The sequence below is a fragment of the Citrobacter sp. H12-3-2 genome (assembly GCF_009649895.1).
Classification (GTDB): domain Bacteria; phylum Pseudomonadota; class Gammaproteobacteria; order Enterobacterales; family Enterobacteriaceae; genus Citrobacter; species Citrobacter portucalensis.
The window spans coordinates 4,679,521-4,700,645 of sequence record NZ_CP045837.1; the positions used below are offsets into that span (position 1 = coordinate 4,679,521).

Consider the following 21,125-nt stretch of genomic DNA (forward strand, 5'->3'; position numbering starts at 1 on the left):
TCAATCTAATCTGTAATCAAGCTGAATCTTGTGTCTGTCTCTTCGCCAAAACATCTTCGGCGTTGTAAGGTTAAGCCTCACGGTTCATTAGTATCGGTTAGCTCAATGTATCGCTACACTTACACACCCGACCTATCAACGTCGTCGTCTTCAACGTTCCTTCAGGACTCTCAGGGAGTCAGGGAGAACTCATCTCGGGGCAAGTTTCGTGCTTAGATGCTTTCAGCACTTATCTCTTCCGCATTTAGCTACCGGGCAATGCCATTGGCATGACAACCCGAACACCAGTGATGCGTCCACTCCGGTCCTCTCGTACTAGGAGCAGCCCCCCTCAATTCTCCAGCGCCCACGGCAGATAGGGACCGAACTGTCTCACGACGTTCTAAACCCAGCTCGCGTACCACTTTAAATGGCGAACAGCCATACCCTTGGGACCTACTTCAGCCCCAGGATGTGATGAGCCGACATCGAGGTGCCAAACACCGCCGTCGATATGAACTCTTGGGCGGTATCAGCCTGTTATCCCCGGAGTACCTTTTATCCGTTGAGCGATGGCCCTTCCATTCAGAACCACCGGATCACTAAGACCTGCTTTCGCACCTGCTCGAGCCGTCACTCTCGCAGTCAAGCTAGCTTATGCCTTTGCACTAACCTCCTGATGTCCGACCAGGATTAGCTAACCTTCGTGCTCCTCCGTTACTCTTTAGGAGGAGACCGCCCCAGTCAAACTACCCACCAGACACTGTCCGCAACCCGGATTACGGGTCTACGTTAGAACACCAGCCATTAAAGGGTGGTATTTCAAGGATGGCTCCATGCAGACTGGCGTCCACACTTCAAAGCCTCCCACCTATCCTACACATCAAGGACCAGTGTTCAGTGTCAAGCTATAGTAAAGGTTCACGGGGTCTTTCCGTCTTGCCGCGGGTACACTGCATCTTCACAGCGAGTTCAATTTCACTGAGTCTCGGGTGGAGACAGCCTGGCCATCATTACGCCATTCGTGCAGGTCGGAACTTACCCGACAAGGAATTTCGCTACCTTAGGACCGTTATAGTTACGGCCGCCGTTTACCGGGGCTTCGATCAAGAGCTTCTCCTTACGGATAACCCCATCAATTAACCTTCCGGCACCGGGCAGGCGTCACACCGTATACGTCCACTTTCGTGTTTGCACAGTGCTGTGTTTTTAATAAACAGTTGCAGCCAGCTGGTATCTTCGACTGATTTCAGCTCCATGGGTAAACCACTTCACCTACATATCAGCGTGCCTTCTCCCGAAGTTACGGCACCATTTTGCCTAGTTCCTTCACCCGAGTTCTCTCAAGCGCCTTGGTATTCTCTACCTGACCACCTGTGTCGGTTTGGGGTACGATTTCGTGTTACCTGATGCTTAGAGGCTTTTCCTGGAAGCAGGGCATTTGTTACTTCAGCACCGTAGTGCCTCGTCATCACACCTCAGCGTTAATAAGGTACCGGATTTACCTGGAACCTCCGCCTACATGCTTAAACCGGGACAACCGTCGCCCGGCTAACATAGCCTTCTCCGTCCCCCCTTCGCAGTAACACCAAGTACAGGAATATTAACCTGTTTCCCATCGACTACGCCTTTCGGCCTCGCCTTAGGGGTCGACTCACCCTGCCCCGATTAACGTTGGACAGGAACCCTTGGTCTTCCGGCGTGCGGGTTTTTCACCCGCATTATCGTTACTTATGTCAGCATTCGCACTTCTGATACCTCCAGCATACCTCACGATACACCTTCAACGGCTTACAGAACGCTCCCCTACCCAACAACACATAGTGTCGCTGCCGCAGCTTCGGTGCATGGTTTAGCCCCGTTACATCTTCCGCGCAGGCCGACTCGACCAGTGAGCTATTACGCTTTCTTTAAATGATGGCTGCTTCTAAGCCAACATCCTGGCTGTCTGTGCCTTCCCACATCGTTTCCCACTTAACCATGACTTTGGGACCTTAGCTGGCGGTCTGGGTTGTTTCCCTCTTCACGACGGACGTTAGCACCCGCCGTGTGTCTCCCGTGATAACATTCTTCGGTATTCGCAGTTTGCATCGGGTTGGTAAGTCGGGATGACCCCCTAGCCGAAACAGTGCTCTACCCCCGAAGATGAGTTCACGAGGCGCTACCTAAATAGCTTTCGGGGAGAACCAGCTATCTCCCGGTTTGATTGGCCTTTCACCCCCAGCCACAAGTCATCCGCTAATTTTTCAACATTAGTCGGTTCGGTCCTCCAGTTAGTGTTACCCAACCTTCAACCTGCCCATGGCTAGATCACCGGGTTTCGGGTCTATACCCTGCAACTTAACGCCCAGTTAAGACTCGGTTTCCCTTCGGCTCCCCTATTCGGTTAACCTTGCTACAGAATATAAGTCGCTGACCCATTATACAAAAGGTACGCAGTCACACCCCAAAGGGTGCTCCCACTGCTTGTACGTACACGGTTTCAGGTTCTTTTTCACTCCCCTCGCCGGGGTTCTTTTCGCCTTTCCCTCACGGTACTGGTTCACTATCGGTCAGTCAGGAGTATTTAGCCTTGGAGGATGGTCCCCCCATATTCAGACAGGATACCACGTGTCCCGCCCTACTCTTCGAGTTCACAACACATGCACTTTTGTGTACGGGACTTTCACCCTGTATCGTGCGACTTTCCAGACGCTTCCACTAACACACATGCTGATTCAGACTCTGGGCTGCTCCCCGTTCGCTCGCCGCTACTGGGGGAATCTCGGTTGATTTCTTTTCCTCGGGGTACTTAGATGTTTCAGTTCCCCCGGTTCGCTTCATTACGCTATGTATTCACGTAATGATAGTGTGACGAATCACACTGGGTTTCCCCATTCGGAAATCGCCGGTTATAACGGTTCATATCACCTTACCGACGCTTATCGCAGATTAGCACGTCCTTCATCGCCTCTGACTGCCAGGGCATCCACCGTGTACGCTTAGTCGCTTAACCTCACAACCCGAAGATGTTTCTTTCGATTCATCATCGACTTGCAAAAATTTGAGAGACTCGAACACACCGCTTTTCATTTCTTATTACGGAGAAATGAAACAGTGTGTCGTTTCAATTTTCAGCTTGATCCAGATTTTTAAAGAGCAAAACTTCGCAGTGAACCTTTTCAGGTACACTCTGAAGTTTTCTTGTGTTTTTGCAGTAAGGATGGTGGAGCTATGCGGGATCGAACCGCAGACCTCCTGCGTGCAAGGCAGGCGCTCTCCCAGCTGAGCTATAGCCCCATCGTAGTTATCTCATTCACCTTAATTCTTGCTGAGACAAGGCGTGGAACGGTGAAGCATACAGAAGTATGCGAGTCGTTTCACAACGCGGTATCAGAAAGAATTTGGTAGGCCTGAGTGGACTTGAACCACCGACCTCACCCTTATCAGGGGTGCGCTCTAACCACCTGAGCTACAAGCCTGCAGAGATTTTCTTACTGCTAATTTTCATCAGACAATCTGTGTGAGCACTACAAAGGTCGGTTCTTTAAGGTAAGGAGGTGATCCAACCGCAGGTTCCCCTACGGTTACCTTGTTACGACTTCACCCCAGTCATGAATCACAAAGTGGTAAGCGCCCTCCCGAAGGTTAAGCTACCTACTTCTTTTGCAACCCACTCCCATGGTGTGACGGGCGGTGTGTACAAGGCCCGGGAACGTATTCACCGTGGCATTCTGATCCACGATTACTAGCGATTCCGACTTCATGGAGTCGAGTTGCAGACTCCAATCCGGACTACGACATACTTTATGAGGTCCGCTTGCTCTCGCGAGGTCGCTTCTCTTTGTATATGCCATTGTAGCACGTGTGTAGCCCTACTCGTAAGGGCCATGATGACTTGACGTCATCCCCACCTTCCTCCAGTTTATCACTGGCAGTCTCCTTTGAGTTCCCGGCCGAACCGCTGGCAACAAAGGATAAGGGTTGCGCTCGTTGCGGGACTTAACCCAACATTTCACAACACGAGCTGACGACAGCCATGCAGCACCTGTCTCAGAGTTCCCGAAGGCACCAAAGCATCTCTGCTAAGTTCTCTGGATGTCAAGAGTAGGTAAGGTTCTTCGCGTTGCATCGAATTAAACCACATGCTCCACCGCTTGTGCGGGCCCCCGTCAATTCATTTGAGTTTTAACCTTGCGGCCGTACTCCCCAGGCGGTCGACTTAACGCGTTAGCTCCGGAAGCCACGCCTCAAGGGCACAACCTCCAAGTCGACATCGTTTACGGCGTGGACTACCAGGGTATCTAATCCTGTTTGCTCCCCACGCTTTCGCACCTGAGCGTCAGTCTTTGTCCAGGGGGCCGCCTTCGCCACCGGTATTCCTCCAGATCTCTACGCATTTCACCGCTACACCTGGAATTCTACCCCCCTCTACAAGACTCTAGCCTGCCAGTTTCGGATGCAGTTCCCAGGTTGAGCCCGGGGATTTCACATCCGACTTGACAGACCGCCTGCGTGCGCTTTACGCCCAGTAATTCCGATTAACGCTTGCACCCTCCGTATTACCGCGGCTGCTGGCACGGAGTTAGCCGGTGCTTCTTCTGCGAGTAACGTCAATTGCTGCGGTTATTAACCACAACACCTTCCTCCTCGCTGAAAGTACTTTACAACCCGAAGGCCTTCTTCATACACGCGGCATGGCTGCATCAGGCTTGCGCCCATTGTGCAATATTCCCCACTGCTGCCTCCCGTAGGAGTCTGGACCGTGTCTCAGTTCCAGTGTGGCTGGTCATCCTCTCAGACCAGCTAGGGATCGTCGCCTAGGTGAGCCGTTACCCCACCTACTAGCTAATCCCATCTGGGCACATCCGATGGCAAGAGGCCCGAAGGTCCCCCTCTTTGGTCTTGCGACGTTATGCGGTATTAGCTACCGTTTCCAGTAGTTATCCCCCTCCATCGGGCAGTTTCCCAGACATTACTCACCCGTCCGCCACTCGTCACCCAAGGAGCAAGCTCCTCTGTGCTACCGTTCGACTTGCATGTGTTAGGCCTGCCGCCAGCGTTCAATCTGAGCCATGATCAAACTCTTCAATTTAAAAGTTTGATGCTCAATGAATTAAACTTCGTAATGAATTACGTGTTCACTCGTTGAGACTTGGTATTCATTTTTCGTCTTGCGACGTTAAGAATCCGTATCTTCGAGTGCCCACACAGATTGTCTGATAAATTGTTAAAGAGCAGTTGCGACGCGCTTTAGCGCTCTGTCGCGAGGTCCCGTATATTACGTTTTCCTCATTCAGAGTCAAGCATTTATTTTTGCTTTTCTCTACGAGATTCTCAGGAGAACCCCGCTGACCCGGCGGCTTGTAATCCGTTGTTCCGTGTCAGTGGAGGCGCATTATAGGGAGTTATTTCAGGCTGACAAGGGGAAATTTAAAATAATCTTCCGAGTGCGTGTTTTTTCATCAAAACCACTTAAACCGACAGTTTTTCGAGCGTTTTAAAGCCATAGCGCTGTAGCACAGGCAATAATTGTTCAGCTTCTGTCGTCATTGCCATACAAAATGCAACGTTCTCATCGGTTGATTTCGCATCTGGTGCTTCATGCTCTAACAACCAGGCCGTGCGGCGCGCTATCGCGGCACCAGAATCCACCAGTCTCGTCCCCTCGGGAAGGACCTGTAAAAGTTCTTCCTGTAATAGAGGGAAATGAGTGCAACCGAGCACTACTGTGTCAGGTGGTTCAGACATCCGCAGCCACGGACGCAGAATACGCCGCAGCTCTTCCAGAGAAACTGTTTCACCGTGCAGCTTCGCTTCCGCCAGTTCCACCAGCTCAGCAGAACCCAACATTGCAATTTGGCATTCGTTAGCGAATCGCGCAATCAGCTCATGGGTATACGAGCGCTTCACCGTTGCACGTGTAGCCAGTAGCCCCACAACACCGTTAGCCGTGAGTCGCGCTGCCGGTTTAATCGCAGGCACCACGCCCACAACCGGGAAAGCAAATTTCTCACGTAACGCAGGGAGCGACACCGTGCTTGCTGTATTACACGCGATGACCGCAAGAGAAAGGGGATAGCGCTGCTGGACCGCAGTCACAATCTCAACAACACGCTCGACGATAAACTCCTCGCTCTTCTCTCCATAAGGAAAGGCGACGTTGTCAAAAGCGTAGATATAGTGGAGATCCGGCAGAAGACGCCGGATCTCGTCATAGACCGACAACCCACCGACGCCGGAATCAAACACCAGCACGGTGGGACGGGGATCAGAAGGTGTAGCTGCCAGACAAGGTGTATTCCCGTCCTGCAGTTGCGTAGCCATAAACTGTCTCGTAATCTTTATCGAACAGGTTGGCGATTTTACCACGAACTGTCAGCTGTGAGGTGATTAGATATGACACTCCGATATCCCACAAGCTGACGCCGCCCAATTTAACATCACGATTATTGTCGTAATCATTATCGTAACGTTCACCTATATATTGATAAGCAACGTTCCACCCCAAGTCCTGAACCTGCCCAGTTAACTCATACTTAACCTGCTGTTTTGCTCGGCGATAGAGAACCTTATTCGTATCATCATCCCGCGGGTCAACATACTGTAGCGTCAGGTGATGATCTACCGGGCCAGTCGTAACATTCCCAGTCCATTCCAGCCCTTTAATCGTGGCTGACTTAACGTTGACGTACTGGTTATTCTTGTAATCGATCAGGTTTTGAATTTCATAATGATATGCAGAAAGACGCCAATCAAGCGGCCCTGTCAATCCATCAATCCCTGCTTCCCACTGTTTAGATTCTTCCGGTTTCAAATTCGGGTTGGCTGCAATACCCGGCCCATAGGAAGAGGCAAAACGCGTAGCCCCGTATTGCTGACCAAGTGAAGGAGCCAGGAAACCTGTGCCATAAGAGAGCGTTGCACGGTAGCCATCAACAAACTCCCAGCCTGCAGCAGTCTGCCAGGTGCCATGCCAGCCGAATTGTTCATCATGATCTTCACGGCCTGAGGCTTCCAGCGTGACGCTATCAATTTGTTGTTGCCCAGTTAGATAAAGTCCGGTCGTATCACGTTTATAAGCGTCCGATTTCGTGGTACTACTGGAAGTCAGCTTTTCTTGTTTCCAGTCGACACCACCGCTAATCGCTCCATGCCCAACCTCAACGTTATTTCCCCACTGAATATAGCGCTGTTCCATATTATCCAGCGTAGCATCCCCCGCATAACGACCGAGTTGATTGCTATAGTTGTAATCTTTGAGATGCTGGTAGTTAGCAATCAGTTGGGCGGAATAGATACCTGAGCTGTAACGAAGGCCGGAATCCCAGGACTGAGTGTAATTCTGAGCTTCGTCATTACCGCCAGCATAGCCATAAGAGCCCTGATCGTAATCGCTATTCGCCGTGTAGCCGTAACCACGGAAGAAACCGGAGAAGTTATCGTTAAACTTGTGCTGCAAGCCGCCCCAGAACAGTTTGTTGCGATAACTATCGCGATCGCTGTCACCGCTGTAAGGGGAATCAGGTTGAATGTTAAAACCTTTGGTCGTCTGGTAAGCGCCAGCCGCCGTCACCATCGTGTCACCAAATCGTTTATTTATCGTGCCGTCGTAGGTCTGATAACCATCAGTCCCCATACCTGCGTTGATCTGTGATTTCTCTTCATTACTCATCGTAATGATGTTCATCACACCACCGATCGCACCAGATCCGTACACAGCTGAACGCGGCCCGCGAATATATTCAACACGTTGCACCAACGATACCGGAATCTGACCAATATCAATCGCATTACCGATGCCTGCACGCGCCATCGGCACGCCATCAATCAATACCAGGACATGCCGGGACTCAGTACCGCGAACATACAGCGAGGAGCTTTTCCCCATACCGCCGCTTTGCGAAATATCTACGCCCGGCAATCGGCGCATGACATCATTGAGATCTTTTGACTGCCAGCGCTGAATATCTTCACGCGTCACCACATCAGTGGGGGCAAGGACAGTATTAACAGGCTGCTGAAAACGGTTGGCAGTAACAACGAGAGTATCTGGGCTAGTATCCTGTGCCCAACCAGAAAATGCCGTGACGGAAAGTGCCGTGCACAGCAACGATTTTTTAATCATTGTAAAGCATCCACAATATAAGAAGGATGCCGCAGGTCCCACCGATAGTACGCGATGATGAAAGCCAGATGCGACGTTAGCCGGCAGGTCTTCGGGCTTGGAGGCAACTTAAAGAGACGATGACTTCCCACGGCATGCCGCAGTGTCTGCACCAGGTGCGCTCATCCCCTACCTTCCTTACCGCTGCGCGTCAGCTCCAGATTCACACTGGATTCCCTTTTAACTCACAGGACCGGAAAACGGATGCTACAGTTTGTTACAACCCACTGTCCAGACTGCGTATCACAATATCGGAAATCATCAATGACTGGACATCTGATGAGCAATCCCTACAATCCCCGCGTACTTTTATTTTTCAGGACGCATCATGACCCCCGAACACCTTCCGACAGAACAGTACGACGCACAGTTAGCTGAAAAAGTGGTGCGTCTGCAGAGCTTAATGACGCCATTTTATGCACAGGCTCCGGAAGTGTTTCGCTCACCGGTCAGCCACTACCGTATGCGCGCGGAATTCCGTTTGTGGCATGACGGTGATGATCTGTACCACATCATGTTCGACAGCCAGACCAAAAACCGTATCCGTGTCGACAGCTTCCCGGCAGCCAGTGAGCTTATCAACACGCTAATGACGGCAATGATCGAAGGCGTTCGCAACAACCACGTCCTGCGTCACAAACTGTTTCAGATTGATTACCTCACAACCCTGAGCGGTCAGGCGGTGGTATCGATGCTGTACCATAAAAAGCTGGATGATGAATGGCGTCAGGAAGCTGAAGCGCTGCGGGATGCGCTACGGGCGAAAAACCTGAATGTGCATCTGATTGGCCGGGCAACCAAAACCAAAATCGAGCTGGATCAGGACTACATTGACGAACGCTTGCCGGTTGCGGGTAAAGAGATTATCTATCGCCAGGTTGAGAACAGCTTCACCCAGCCGAACGCCGCCATGAATATTCAGATGCTGGAGTGGGCGATTGATGTCACCAGGGGCTCAAAAGGCGACCTGCTGGAGCTGTATTGCGGCAATGGCAATTTCTCGTTAGCCCTGGCACAAAACTTCAACCGCGTACTGGCGACGGAAATCGCCAAGCCGTCCGTTGCTGCTGCACAGTACAACATTGCGGCTAACCAGATTGAAAACGTACAAATAATCCGCATGGCGGCCGAAGAGTTTACTCAGGCGATGAACGGCGTTCGCGAGTTCAACCGTTTGCAGGGAATCGATCTAAAGAGTTACCAGTGTGAAACTATCTTCGTTGACCCACCACGCAGCGGTCTGGACAGCGAAACGGAGAAAATGGTGCAGGCGTATCCGCGCATTCTGTACATCTCCTGCAATCCGGAGACGCTGTGTAAAAACCTGGAAACGTTAAGCCAGACGCACAATGTTTCACGTCTGGCGCTATTCGATCAGTTCCCGTATACGCACCATATGGAGTGCGGCGTACTGTTAACCAAGAAGTAAGACAGAACGTAGGCTGGATAAGCACTACCTGTTCAGATTGCCGGATAGCGGCTTTGCCTTATCCGGCCTACCGCTACAACTGTTACTCCGCAATTTCCTGTTTACGGTTACGGACTTTAAAGCCGATCCAGAACACCAGAATCACAGACAGTACCGCCGGGAAGAAGTTAGAGCCGATATCCGGATATTCAGCGCGTACCACGGTGCTGTACAACAGAACGCCGAGGATAAAGCAGGCGGCAGCCAGGCCCGGCAATCCCACAGGCATGGTGCGGTTCTGATAGCGTTGATGCAGACAATACACCGTCAGCACCAGCGAAATGATCGGGAATACTGAGAATGGCACAATGGAGCTAAACAGCGCCGCAAATGTACCATTGATCGATAAGCCAGCAACCAGCGCCAGCAGCAGCGTACCTTTATCTTGACCTGACTGTTTCATTGCTTGTCCTTCTCGTTACTCGGAGTGGTGCGTCATCTTCTCTTGTTCACGGCGGTACCAATAAAATGCGCCTTTCGCGATCATGCGTAGTTGCAATACCAGCCGCTCTTCCAGCTGTCGGCGCTGCTCAGCGCCAACATCCAGTGCTTCTGCCCCGGCGCTGAACACAATGGTTACCATGGCTTCGGCTTGTGCTTCAGTAAACGCACGAGGCATATGGTTTTCGAGTTCCAGATAGTCCGCAAGTTCCGCGATGAAGTGCTGAATTTCACGAGCGACCGCTGCACGAAACGCTGCGGATGTCCCCGAACGCTCGCGCAATAATAAACGGAAGGCGTTAGGATTGTTGCCGATGAACTCCATAAATGTTGAGACCGAGGTGCGGATCACACTCCCGCCCTTCGCGATACGCTGGCGCGCCTGGCGCATCAACTGACGCAGCATCAGACCGCTCTCGTCCACCATCGTCAGGCCGAGTTCATCCACATCGCGGAAATGGCGATAAAACGAGGTTGGCGCAATGCCCGCTTCACGAGCGACTTCGCGTAAACTGAGGCTGGCAAAACTACGCTCAGCGCTGAGTTGACTAAATGCGGCTTCTACCAGCGAACGCCGGGTTTTCTCTTTTTGTTGCGCTCTAACGCCCATCACGATGTCTGAATCCTTCCACATACCTTGCTGGCACTATACCAGAGATTAGGCGGTTGGCATGGCTTTGTGAATGATTGTTTACGCGCAGTTTGTGCTTCGACTTCGCAAAAAAGCACAACGATAATTGGGTTATCTCAACAACGATGTTACTATTCTGTTGCTTTTATGTATAAGAACAGGTAAGCCTGACCATGTCACATTCTTACGATTACGATGCAATAGTAATAGGTTCCGGTCCCGGCGGCGAAGGCGCGGCAATGGGTCTGGTTAAGCAAGGAGCGCGCGTCGCGGTAATTGAGCGCTATCATAATGTCGGCGGAGGTTGTACCCACTGGGGCACCATCCCGTCGAAAGCTCTCCGCCACGCCGTCAGCCGCATTATTGAATTCAATCAGAACCCACTGTACAGCGACCACTCCCGACTCCTTCGTTCTTCTTTCGCCGATATTCTCAACCACGCTGATAACGTTATTAATCAGCAAACGCGTATGCGGCAAGGATTTTACGAGCGCAACCACTGCGAAATTTTGCAGGGAAATGCCCGTTTTGTTGATGAACACACGATCGCCCTGGAATGTCACGACGGTACGGTGGAAACGCTGACTGCGGATAAGTTTGTTATTGCCTGCGGTTCGCGTCCTTATCGCCCTGTTGATGTCGACTTTTCGCATCCCCGGGTTTACGACAGTGACTCTATCCTGAGCCTGCACCACGAACCCCGTCATGTGCTGATTTATGGCGCAGGGGTCATTGGCTGTGAATATGCGTCGATCTTCCGTGGAATGGACGTCAAAGTTGATTTAATCAACACCCGCGATCGTCTGCTGGCATTCCTCGATCAGGAGATGTCCGACTCGCTCTCTTACCACTTCTGGAACAGCGGTGTGGTCATTCGCCACAACGAAGAGTATGAGAAGATTGAAGGTTGCGATGACGGCGTCATCATGCACCTGAAGTCCGGTAAGAAACTGAAGGCCGACTGCCTGCTGTACGCCAATGGCCGTACCGGTAATACCGATTCGCTGGCGCTGGAAAACATTGGTCTGAAAACCGACAGCCGCGGGCAGCTCAAAGTGAATAGTATGTACCAGACGGCGCTGCCGCATGTATACGCCGTAGGGGATGTAATTGGTTATCCGAGCCTGGCCTCGGCGGCCTACGACCAGGGACGCATTGCCGCCCAGGCACTGGTAAAAGGCGAAGCCACTGCGCATCTGATCGAAGATATCCCAACCGGGATTTATACCATTCCGGAAATCAGCTCCGTTGGTAAAACAGAACAGCAGCTCACGGCAATGAAAGTACCATACGAGGTTGGCCGCGCCCAGTTTAAGCATCTGGCACGTGCACAAATCGTGGGTATGAGTGTCGGAACGCTGAAGATCCTGTTCCATCGCGAAACCAAAGAGATTTTGGGGATCCACTGCTTTGGGGAGCGCGCGGCCGAAATTATTCACATCGGACAAGCGATAATGGAGCAAAAAGGTGGTGGTAACACTATCGAGTACTTCGTTAACACCACCTTTAACTACCCAACCATGGCAGAAGCCTATCGGGTAGCGGCGCTAAATGGCTTAAACCGCCTGTTTTAACGCACTATCGAAATGGCCATCCATTGATCCACGGATGGCCTCTGCCAGCTGTTCATAACGGCTGCGCAGCGGCGAACCAGGACGGTATACCAGACCAATCGTACGACGCGGTTCGGGTTTAATGCATGGCAGATAAACGACACCATCACGCTTACGCTCCGGTGGAACGGCCAGCGCAGGCAGTAAGGTAATACCACTGCCTGCCGCCACCATGTTACGCAGCGTTTCCAGACTGGTTGCCCGAAAATGGGTATCTTCATCAGCACCCGCTTCAAAGCAGAAACCCATCGCCTGATCGCGCAGACAGTGGCCATCTTCCAGCATCAGCAGTTTTTCACCCGCCAGATCGGACATCGGTACACAGTCACGGTTTGCCCATGGGTGATCTTCATAGATCGCCAGCATCATAGGCTCATCAAATAACGGTACTTCGATGAACGCCTCACTCTCTTTGACCAGCGCCAGAATGACGCAGTCGAGCTTGCCGCTATCCAGTTGCGCCAACAGCTGATGTGTCTGCGCTTCATGGAGATACATCTCCAGTTTTGGGAAGGTCTGGTGCAACATCGGAATAATATGCGGCAGCAGGTATGGCCCCACCGTTGGGATCAAACCAATATGCAGCGGGCCAGACATTGTCTCGCCTTGTTGGCTTGCCATCTCCTTGAGCACTTTGACCTCGCGCAGCACGGTGCGCGCCTGATCCACCAGCAGCAAACCGGCCTGGGTGAACAGCACCTTGCGACTCGTACGCTCCAGCAACATGACGCCAAGCTCATCTTCCAGCTTGCGGATCTGCCCGCTCAGCGTGGGTTGGCTAACGTGACAGGAGTCTGCCGCTCGTCGGAAGTGACGATGTTCGGCTAGTGCCACCAGGTATTCAAGATCACGAATATTCATTATTCATCCTCCATCGCCACGATAGTTCGTAGCGATAGGTAGCATAGCAACGAACGATTATCCCTATCAAGCTTTCTGTTTAATAATGCACCACAGAAACGGAACGGTACCCCTTTAACCCTTGAAGCTACTGTCCGTTTTGAGAGTTTCTCTCATACTCGAAATAACTAAAGCCAACGTGAACTTTTGCGGACCTTGCGTCCGCATTTTTTTTGCATAAAAAAGCCCGGCGTCGCAAAGCTCGGCCGGGTTATGGTTTGGTAGGCCTGATAAGCGTAGCGCCATCAGGCAGAACGGCGCACAGTGCCGGATGGCGGCTTCGCCTTATCCGACCTACAGGCGTGCCTTCGCGTAGTCGATCGCCTGCGCAACCTGCTGCGGCGACACGCCACCTTTCGCTGCACGTTTATCCAGACACGATTGCAACGAGAGGATCGGGTAAACGTCATCGCCAATCACCTGGCTGAACTTTTGTAACTCGGCAAGCGACAGCGCTTCCAGCGGTTTGCCCTGACGAATCGCCTCGACCACCGTTTCCCCCACAATATGGTGCGCTTCGCGGAACGGGACGCCTTTCGCCACCAGATAATCCGCCAGCTCAGTGGCGTTAGCATAACCCTGCTGCGCCGCTTCCTGGCAACGCGGACGTTTCACCTGGATTCCATCCAGCACCAGCGCGGCCATATGCAGACAGTCCAGCCAGGTGTCGAGCGCGTCGAACAGCCCTTCTTTGTCTTCCTGCATATCTTTGTTGTATGCCAGTGGAAGGCCTTTTAAAGTCATCATCATGCCGGTCAGCGCACCCTGCACGCGACCGCATTTACCACGGATCAGCTCCAGCGCATCCGGGTTTTTCTTCTGCGGCATCAGAGATGAACCGGAAGTCACACGGTCGGAGAGTTCAACAAAGCCCGCTTCGCCGGTGTTAAAGAAAATCAGATCTTCAGCAAAACGCGACAGGTGTACCATGCCGATAGAGGCGTCGGAGAGTAACTCCAGCACGTGGTCACGGTCAGAAACGCTGTCCAGGCTGTTGCGCGTTGCCGAGGCAAAGCCCAACCAACCCGCCAACTGCTCGCGATCGATTTCATACGCCGTACCCGCCAGCGCGCCGCAGCCTAACGGACTGACGTCCAGGCGTTTGAGCGCATCCTGCAAACGGCTCTCGTCACGCGCCAACATTTCAACATAGGCCAGACACCAGTGAGCAAACGTCACCGGCTGCGCACGTTGCAGGTGGGTGTAACCCGGCATGACGGCGTCCTGGTTATTCTCCGCCGTCACCACCAGCGCAGTTTGCAACTGACGATTGGCCGACAGTAATTCGATAACCGTGTCTTTGCACCACAGCTTGAGATCGGTCGCGACCTGGTCATTACGGCTACGCCCGGTATGCAGTTTTTTACCAAGCTGGCCGACTTTATCAATCAGCTTACCTTCCACCCAACTGTGAATATCTTCGGCATCGCTTTGCAAAATCTGCTGAGGATTTGCGCGAACCTCTTCCAGCAGGTTATTCAGCGCCTCTTCCAACTGCAGCTGTTCATCGGCAGTCAGTACACCGACCGTTACTAACGCTTTGGACCAGGCCACAGAGCCAACAATATCCTGTTCTGCCAGGCGGTAGTCAAAACGCAACGAGTCGTTGAACTGTTTGAACCGCTGATCTGCTGCCTGTGTAAAACGCCCACCCCAAAGTGCCATAACGAATTTCCTTAATATGATATTTTTGCCCGGTGGCGCTGCGCTTACCGGGCCTACAAAACCCACGTAGGCCGGATAAGGCGAAGCCACCATCCGGCACATTAATAGTTAAGCCAGAATACGCGTACCAATTGGCGTGCCGTTAAACAGCGCCGGAAGCTGCTCTGCATGACGCCAGGAGGCGATATCCACCGGACGGCCCAGCGTACGCGCGGCATCCAGCGCCGCATTCACCTTCACGATCATGCCATCGGTAATAATGCCCTGTTCAATCAGCTGTTCCGCTTTCGCTGCGGTCATTTCGGCAATGCGCTGGCCTTTGCCATCCAGAATACCGCTCACATCAGAGAGCAGGATCAGATCCGCACCCAGCGTTGCCGCCAGCGCCGTTGCAGCCTGATCGGCATTCACGTTCATCAGCAGACCATCATCAGTGACACCAATAGAGCTCACTACCGGCAGAAAACCGCTTTCCAGCAGCGTGTTAATCAGCTTAGGCGAACCCGGCTGCGCCAGTCCAACATGACCCAGTTCTTTATCGAGCGGCGTCACTTTTACGCTGTCGCCATCGCCAAGATACAGACCCACAGACGCGATGTGATGCTTTTTCGCCCAGGCCAGCAAGGTTTTATTCGCCGTTCCCGCCAGGGCACCGGTAATAATGTCAATTTGATCGGCAGGCGTGACGCGCAGACCATTTTTCTTTTTCACCGGCAGATTCAGCTGCTTCATCAGCTCGTCGACCACGCAGCCGCCACCGTGCACAATGACCAGCGGACGCTGGTGCGACTCACGATAATTCACCAGTGCGGTAAACAAGCGCTCCAGCGCCTCTTCACTATCCAGTAAAACGCCGCCCAGCTTGATAATTAATGGATTCATTGTTGCACCCTTAAATAAGAGACTGCGTTTGGGCAAAGCCAAAACGAATATTTGCGCACTGCATCGCCTGTGCCGCCGCGCCTTTCAATAAGTTGTCTTCCGTCGCCACAACGATCAGATGCTCACCCTGCACAGCAAACCCGATATCGCAGAATGGTAATCCAACCACATTCTTCAACGCTGGAACCCCTTTGTCATACAGACGCACCAGCGGTTTATCGCCATACGCCTGTTGCAGCGTCTGCGCTACCTGAGCATGAGTTACACCCGCTTTAAGGCGGCAAGTGATAGTTTCCAGAATTCCGCGCGGGAAGTTGCCCAGATGCGGGGTGAAAATCACTTCAGCCCCCAGATGAGTAGCGATTTCCGGCTGATGACGATGGGTAAACACGCCATACGGTTGCAGGCTTACTTCGCAAAAACTATTAGAGATAGCCGCTTTACGGCCCGCGCCGCTTACGCCGCTGGTCGCATTAATTACCGGCCACTGGCTGAGATCCAACAGCCCGGCGTCAATCAGTGGTTTCAGCGAAAGCTGCGCCGCCGTCGGGTAACAACCCGGCACAGCAATCAGATTCGCTTCTTTCAGTTGGTCTTCTTTCCATTCCGCCAGCCCGTAAACTGCCTGCTCCAGCAGGTCGGGATGCTGATGGGTAAAACCATAATATTTTTCATAGAACGCGCCGTCATTTACGCGAAACGCGCCAGAGAGGTCAAACACCACGCAACCGGCCTGCAAAAACTGCGGAGCCAGGTCATGACTTACCTCATGAGCCGTTGCGAGGAACACAACATCCACCCCTGCGCTAAACTCGCTGATATCTGACATTGGCTGCAACGGTAAATCGACAATGCCTTTCAACTGCGGATGCAAATCGGAGATTAATTTTCCTGCATCATTGCTTTGCGCTGAGACGGTCAAAGCGGTTATGGTCATATCAGGATGGCGATTTACATAGGTCACAAGCTCTGCGCCGGCATAGCCACTGGCGCCCACAATCAGCGTATTCAACATCGGGGCTGCTCACCTTCTTAGATTCTGTTGCCAGGTATAAGCCTTTATCACCTCACCTTACACTTGGTGGGTTTTATTACGCTCAACGTTAATGTATTTTTATTCACAAATACTGCATGAATATTGATACTATCATGACCCGAGGTGTGTCAACAATGAAAAACAATTTACCGCCATTTATCGAGATTTACCGCGCTCTGATTGCCACGCCATCGATTAGCGCTACCGAAGAAGCGCTCGATCAAAGCAATGCAGGTTTAATCACTCTGTTGGCGGGCTGGTTTAAAGATTTAGGCTTCAATGTGGAGGTCCAGCCGGTTCCCGATACGCGGAATAAATTCAATATGCTGGCGAGCATTGGACAGGGCTCTGGTGGTCTGTTGTTGGCGGGCCATACCGATACCGTACCCTTTGACGACGGACGCTGGACGCGCGATCCGTTCACCCTGACCGAGCATGACAATAAGCTCTATGGTTTGGGTACGGCGGACATGAAAGGCTTCTTCGCCTTTATCCTCGACGCGTTGCGTGATGTCGACGTCACGAAGCTGAAAAAGCCCCTCTACATTCTGGCCACTGCTGACGAAGAGACCAGCATGGCGGGAGCTCGCTACTTTTCTGAAACCACTGCTCTGCGCCCAGACTGCGCGATTATTGGCGAACCCACTTCACTGCAACCGGTTCGCGCACACAAAGGTCATATCTCTAATGCGATACGCATTCTGGGACAATCGGGTCATTCAAGCGATCCGGCACGTGGCGTTAATGCGATTGAACTGATGCATGATGCCATCGGCCATATCATGCATCTGCGCGATGACCTGAAAGCGCGCTATCACCATGATGCCTTTACCGTTCCGTATCCAACGTTAAATTTGGGCCACATCCACGGTGGCGACGCCGCCAACCGAATCTGCGCCTGCTGCGAACTGCATATGGATATTCGCCCGCTACCAGGTATGACGCTAAACGATCTCAATGGGTTACTTAACGAAGCGCTGGCCCCTGTCAGCGAACGCTGGCCGGGCCGCCTGACCGTATCGGAACTGCATCCACCGATTCCAGGCTATGAGTGTCCGCCTGACCATCAACTGGTAGAGGTGGTTGAGAAACTGCTGGGCGCACAGACTGAAGTGGTGAACTACTGCACCGAAGCGCCATTTATCCAGACGCTTTGCCCGACGCTGGTATTGGGTCCAGGTTCTATTAATCAGGCGCATCAGCCGGATGAATATCTGGAAACACGCTTTATTAAGCCAACTCGCGAATTAATCACCCAGGTTGTGCATCATTTCTGCTGGCATTAACTGCTTGTCACCCCGCTAATCCTTTAGTGGTAAGCGGGATGATTTTTTAACATTTCCATAAGCAACGCTTATTTGATTGGATGTGAATTAAATAACGTAAATTCACGGCATTTATTCGTTTGCTGAACCGATTTCGCAGCAATTGACGTCACGTGTTTTACGTGGCTTTATAAAAGACGGCTAAAAAGTTAAGTCCGCAAGATTTCGCGTGATAGTCAGGCGCGAAAGATACAGGACATATTCAAAATAGATGGGGTGTCTGGGTTAATATGAACGAACAATATTCCGCGTTGCGTAGTAATGTCAGTATGCTCGGCAAAGTGCTGGGAGAGACCATCAAGGATGCGCTGGGAGAGAACATTCTTGATCGCGTAGAAACAATTCGTAAGCTGTCCAAATCATCTCGCGCTGGCAATGAAGTTAATCGCCAGGAATTGCTCACCACACTGCAAAATCTGTCTAACGACGAGCTGCTGCCGGTTGCCCGCGCATTTAGCCAGTTCCTGAACCTGGCCAACACCGCCGAGCAATACCACAGCATTTCGCCAAAAGGCGAAGCAGCCAGCAACCCGGAAGTGATTGCTCGCACTCTGCGTAAACTGAAAGAGCAGCCCAACCTCAATGACGCCACCATCAAGAAAGCCGTAGAATCACTCTCTCTGGAGTTGGTACTCACCGCCCACCCGACCGAGATCACTCGTCGTACGCTGATCCATAAAATGGGTGAAGTGAACGCCTGCCTCAAGCAGCTTGATAACAAAGACCTCGTCGATTATGAACGCAACCAACTGATGCGCCGTCTGCGTCAGCTCATTGCCCAGTCCTGGCATACGGATGAGATCCGCAAGCTGCGCCCAAGCCCGGTTGATGAAGCCAAATGGGGTTTCGCGGTAGTTGAAAACAGCCTGTGGGAAGGTGTACCGAACTACCTGCGCGAGCTGAATGAACAACTGGAAGAGCATCTGGGTTATAAGCTGCCGGTTGATTTTGTCCCGGTTCGATTTACTTCCTGGATGGGCGGTGACCGTGATGGTAACCCGAACGTAACGGCAGATATCACCCGTCACGTGCTGCTGCTCAGCCGCTGGAAAGCGACAGACCTGTTCCTGAAAGACATCCAGTTTCTGATTTCTGAGCTGTCGATGGTGGATGCCACGCCGGAGCTGATGGCGCTGGTAGGCGAAGAAGGTGCAGCTGAACCTTATCGCTATCTGATGAAAACCCTGCGTTCTCGTCTGATGGCAACCCAGGCCTGGCTTGAAGCCCGTCTGAAAGGCGAGAAATTGCCGAAACCAGCGGGACTTCTCACCCAAAACGAACAGCTTTGGGACCCGCTTTACGCGTGCTACCAGTCTCTGCAGGCCTGTGGCATGGGTATTATCGCCAATGGCGAATTGCTCGACACCCTTAGGCGCGTGAAGTGTTTCGGTGTACCGCTGGTGCGTATTGATATTCGTCAGGAAAGCACCCGTCATACTGAAGCCCTGGGCGAACTGACCCGTTATCTGGGTATTGGCGACTACGAAAACTGGTCGGAAGCGGATAAACAGGCTTTCCTGATCCGCGAACTGAATTCCAAGCGTCCGCTCCTGCCGCGTAACTGGGAACCGAGCAACGACACCCGTGAAGTGCTCGACACCTGTCGGGTCATTGCCGAAGCCCCATATGGCTCCATTGCCGCCTATGTTATCTCGATGGCGAAAACTCCGTCGGATGTGCTGGCCGTGCATCTGCTGCTGAAAGAAGCCGGAATTGGTTTTGCTATGCCGGTCGCTCCGCTATTTGAAACGCTGGACGACCTCAACAATGCCGATGACGTCATGTCTCAACTTTTAAATATCGACTGGTACCGCGGCTTTATTCAGGGCAAACAGATGGTCATGATTGGCTATTCTGATTCCGCAAAAGACGCGGGCGTGATGGCGGCCTCCTGGGCGCAATACCAGGCTCAGGACGCGCTAATCAAAACCTGCGAAAAAGCCGGTATCGAACTGACGCTTTTCCACGGTCGCGGTGGTTCCATTGGTCGCGGCGGCGCGCCTGCACATGCGGCGCTACTCTCTCAACCGCCGGGCAGCCTGAAAGGCGGTCTGCGCGTGACAGAACAAGGGGAGATGATCCGCTTTAAGTACGGCCTGCCGGAAGTGACCATCAGCAGCCTGTCGCTGTATACCGGAGCAATTCTGGAGGCCAACCTGTTACCACCGCCAGAACCGAAAGATAGCTGGCGTCATATCATGGATGAGCTTTCCGATATTTCCTGCGAGCTCTATCGTGGATATGTGCGTGAAAACAAAGACTTCGTCCCTTATTTCCGCTCAGCGACACCGGAGCAGGAACTGGGTAAACTCCCGCTCGGTTCACGTCCGGCAAAACGCCGTCCGACCGGCGGGGTAGAGTCTCTGCGCGCCATTCCGTGGATCTTCGCCTGGACGCAGAACCGCCTGATGCTCCCGGCCTGGTTGGGTGCAGGTACCGCGCTGCAAAAAGTGGTTGAAGACGGCAAGCAAAGCGAACTTGAAGCCATGTGCCGCGACTGGCCATTCTTCTCCACACGCCTTGGCATGCTGGAAATGGTTTTCGCGAAAGCAGACCTGTGGCTGGCAGAGTATTACGATCAGCGCCTGGTCAAAAAAGATCTGTGGCCGCTGGGTGCAGAGCTACGCCAACGCCTGGCAGCAGATATCGATGTCGTACTGGCGATTGCCAACGACTCGCATTTGATGGCCGACCTGCCGTGGATTGCCGAGTCCATTCAGTTAAGAAATATTTATACTGACCCGCTGAACGTATTACAGGCAGAGCTGTTACACCGCTCACGCCTGGCGGAAGAGCAAGGCAATGCACCGGACCCACGCGTGGAACAAGCATTGATGGTCACAATCGCTGGTGTCGCCGCTGGTATGCGTAATACTGGCTAACGACCCCTCTCGTCGCCTTCGTGCTATTGTATGAAGGCGACGGCAAAAACTGCTGTCCTAACCGCTTCTTTTTCAATATATTCCCGCCTGAATATATTCACTCCATGAATATATAAACAACAAAACACGATCCTAAGATCGTGATGCTTCAGTTCCT

12 protein-coding genes, 2 tRNA genes, 2 rRNA genes and 1 riboswitch are annotated in these 21,125 nt (G+C 52.4%); of the genes, 4 read left to right on the top strand and 12 right to left on the bottom strand.

The window, feature by feature from the left end; genetic code table 11:
* Positions 1–66: 66 nt before the first annotated feature.
* The 6 genes from GHC22_RS22240 to btuB all read right to left on the bottom strand — a co-directional run bounded on the left by GHC22_RS22240 (position 67) and on the right by btuB (position 8,086).
* Positions 67–2,974, bottom strand: a 23S ribosomal RNA gene (locus GHC22_RS22240).
* 208 nt (positions 2,975–3,182) lie between these two features.
* Positions 3,183–3,258, bottom strand: a tRNA-Ala gene (locus tag GHC22_RS22245).
* A 105-nt stretch (positions 3,259–3,363) separates the two neighbouring features.
* Positions 3,364–3,440: transfer RNA gene (locus tag GHC22_RS22250), tRNA-Ile, on the bottom strand.
* Positions 3,441–3,511: 71 nt separating this feature from the next.
* Positions 3,512–5,053, bottom strand: a 16S ribosomal RNA gene (locus GHC22_RS22255).
* The 16S and 23S rRNA genes sit together here with 2 tRNA genes alongside, the layout of an rRNA operon.
* A gap of 380 nt (positions 5,054–5,433) precedes the next feature.
* The gene (gene murI, locus GHC22_RS22260; RefSeq protein ID WP_003847829.1) at positions 5,434–6,285 is read right to left on the bottom strand and encodes a glutamate racemase; all 852 of its coding nucleotides are present in this window, start codon (positions 6,283–6,285) and stop codon (positions 5,434–5,436) included.
* Positions 6,230–8,086 carry a TonB-dependent vitamin B12 receptor BtuB gene (gene btuB, locus GHC22_RS22265; RefSeq protein ID WP_153753910.1) on the bottom strand — a complete coding sequence of 619 codons (1,857 nt, stop codon included), beginning with the start codon at positions 8,084–8,086 and terminating at the stop codon, positions 6,230–6,232. Before btuB ends, murI begins: the two co-directional genes overlap by 56 nt.
* Positions 8,087–8,150: 64 nt before the next feature.
* Positions 8,151–8,338: riboswitch (cobalamin riboswitch) on the bottom strand.
* Between the two features lie 115 nt (positions 8,339–8,453).
* On the opposite strand from btuB, the gene trmA reads away from it, so the two are divergent.
* On the top strand, positions 8,454–9,554 hold the full coding sequence (gene trmA / locus GHC22_RS22270; protein WP_032945647.1) for a tRNA (uridine(54)-C5)-methyltransferase TrmA: 1,101 nt from the start codon (positions 8,454–8,456) through the stop codon (positions 9,552–9,554).
* 82 nt (positions 9,555–9,636) lie between these two features.
* Here trmA and GHC22_RS22275 read toward each other — a convergent pair whose 3' ends face one another.
* Both GHC22_RS22275 and fabR read right to left on the bottom strand, forming a co-directional pair.
* Entirely contained in the window at positions 9,637–9,996 is a 360-nt protein-coding gene (locus GHC22_RS22275; protein ID WP_003825114.1) for a YijD family membrane protein, read from the bottom strand.
* A gap of 15 nt (positions 9,997–10,011) precedes the next feature.
* Positions 10,012–10,647, bottom strand: coding sequence for an HTH-type transcriptional repressor FabR (gene fabR / locus GHC22_RS22280; protein ID WP_003028862.1), 636 nt, complete (start codon positions 10,645–10,647; stop codon positions 10,012–10,014).
* A 191-nt stretch (positions 10,648–10,838) separates the two neighbouring features.
* Between fabR and sthA the strand changes: the two genes are divergently transcribed.
* Complete coding sequence (sthA, locus tag GHC22_RS22285) at positions 10,839–12,239, top strand: Si-specific NAD(P)(+) transhydrogenase (RefSeq protein ID WP_003028860.1); 1,401 nt, start codon at positions 10,839–10,841, stop codon at positions 12,237–12,239.
* Here sthA and oxyR read toward each other — a convergent pair.
* The 4 genes from oxyR to argC all read right to left on the bottom strand — a co-directional run bounded on the left by oxyR (position 12,222) and on the right by argC (position 16,740).
* Positions 12,222–13,139: a DNA-binding transcriptional regulator OxyR gene (oxyR, locus tag GHC22_RS22290; protein ID WP_008787060.1), complete on the bottom strand. Its 918-nt coding sequence runs from the start codon at positions 13,137–13,139 to the stop codon at positions 12,222–12,224. The two genes, sthA and oxyR, sit on opposite strands and share 18 nt — an antisense overlap.
* Positions 13,140–13,472: 333 nt before the next feature.
* Positions 13,473–14,843, bottom strand: coding sequence for an argininosuccinate lyase (gene argH, locus GHC22_RS22295; protein ID WP_153753911.1), 1,371 nt, complete (start codon positions 14,841–14,843; stop codon positions 13,473–13,475).
* 108 nt (positions 14,844–14,951) lie between these two features.
* Entirely contained in the window at positions 14,952–15,725 is a 774-nt protein-coding gene (gene argB / locus GHC22_RS22300) for an acetylglutamate kinase (protein ID WP_003028854.1), read from the bottom strand.
* A gap of 10 nt (positions 15,726–15,735) precedes the next feature.
* The gene (gene argC, locus GHC22_RS22305; RefSeq protein WP_032945645.1) at positions 15,736–16,740 is read right to left on the bottom strand and encodes an N-acetyl-gamma-glutamyl-phosphate reductase; all 1,005 of its coding nucleotides are present in this window, start codon (positions 16,738–16,740) and stop codon (positions 15,736–15,738) included.
* A 155-nt stretch (positions 16,741–16,895) separates the two neighbouring features.
* On the opposite strand from argC, the gene argE reads away from it, so the two are divergent.
* Both argE and ppc read left to right on the top strand, forming a co-directional pair.
* Positions 16,896–18,047, top strand: a complete 1,152-nt coding sequence (gene argE / locus GHC22_RS22310; RefSeq protein WP_137378325.1) for an acetylornithine deacetylase — start codon at positions 16,896–16,898, stop codon at positions 18,045–18,047.
* A 269-nt stretch (positions 18,048–18,316) separates the two neighbouring features.
* Complete coding sequence (gene ppc / locus GHC22_RS22315; RefSeq protein ID WP_003825139.1) at positions 18,317–20,968, top strand: phosphoenolpyruvate carboxylase; 2,652 nt, start codon at positions 18,317–18,319, stop codon at positions 20,966–20,968.
* Positions 20,969–21,125: the final 157 nt, after the last annotated feature.

Bases quoted from the DNA above. Each gene is read 5' to 3' on its own strand.
- sthA (WP_003028860.1), top strand. From the start codon at position 10,839: ATGTCACATTCTTACGATTACGATGCAATAGTAATAGGTTCCGGTCCC.
- argH (WP_153753911.1), bottom strand. From the start codon at position 14,843: ATGGCACTTTGGGGTGGGCGTTTTACACAGGCAGCAGATCAGCGGTTC.
- btuB (WP_153753910.1), bottom strand. From the start codon at position 8,086: ATGATTAAAAAATCGTTGCTGTGCACGGCACTTTCCGTCACGGCATTT.
- oxyR (WP_008787060.1), bottom strand. From the start codon at position 13,139: ATGAATATTCGTGATCTTGAATACCTGGTGGCACTAGCCGAACATCGT.
- argE (WP_137378325.1), top strand. From the start codon at position 16,896: ATGAAAAACAATTTACCGCCATTTATCGAGATTTACCGCGCTCTGATT.
- GHC22_RS22275 (WP_003825114.1), bottom strand. From the start codon at position 9,996: ATGAAACAGTCAGGTCAAGATAAAGGTACGCTGCTGCTGGCGCTGGTT.
- murI (WP_003847829.1), bottom strand. From the start codon at position 6,285: ATGGCTACGCAACTGCAGGACGGGAATACACCTTGTCTGGCAGCTACA.
- argB (WP_003028854.1), bottom strand. From the start codon at position 15,725: ATGAATCCATTAATTATCAAGCTGGGCGGCGTTTTACTGGATAGTGAA.
- ppc (WP_003825139.1), top strand. From the start codon at position 18,317: ATGAACGAACAATATTCCGCGTTGCGTAGTAATGTCAGTATGCTCGGC.
- argC (WP_032945645.1), bottom strand. From the start codon at position 16,740: ATGTTGAATACGCTGATTGTGGGCGCCAGTGGCTATGCCGGCGCAGAG.
- trmA (WP_032945647.1), top strand. From the start codon at position 8,454: ATGACCCCCGAACACCTTCCGACAGAACAGTACGACGCACAGTTAGCT.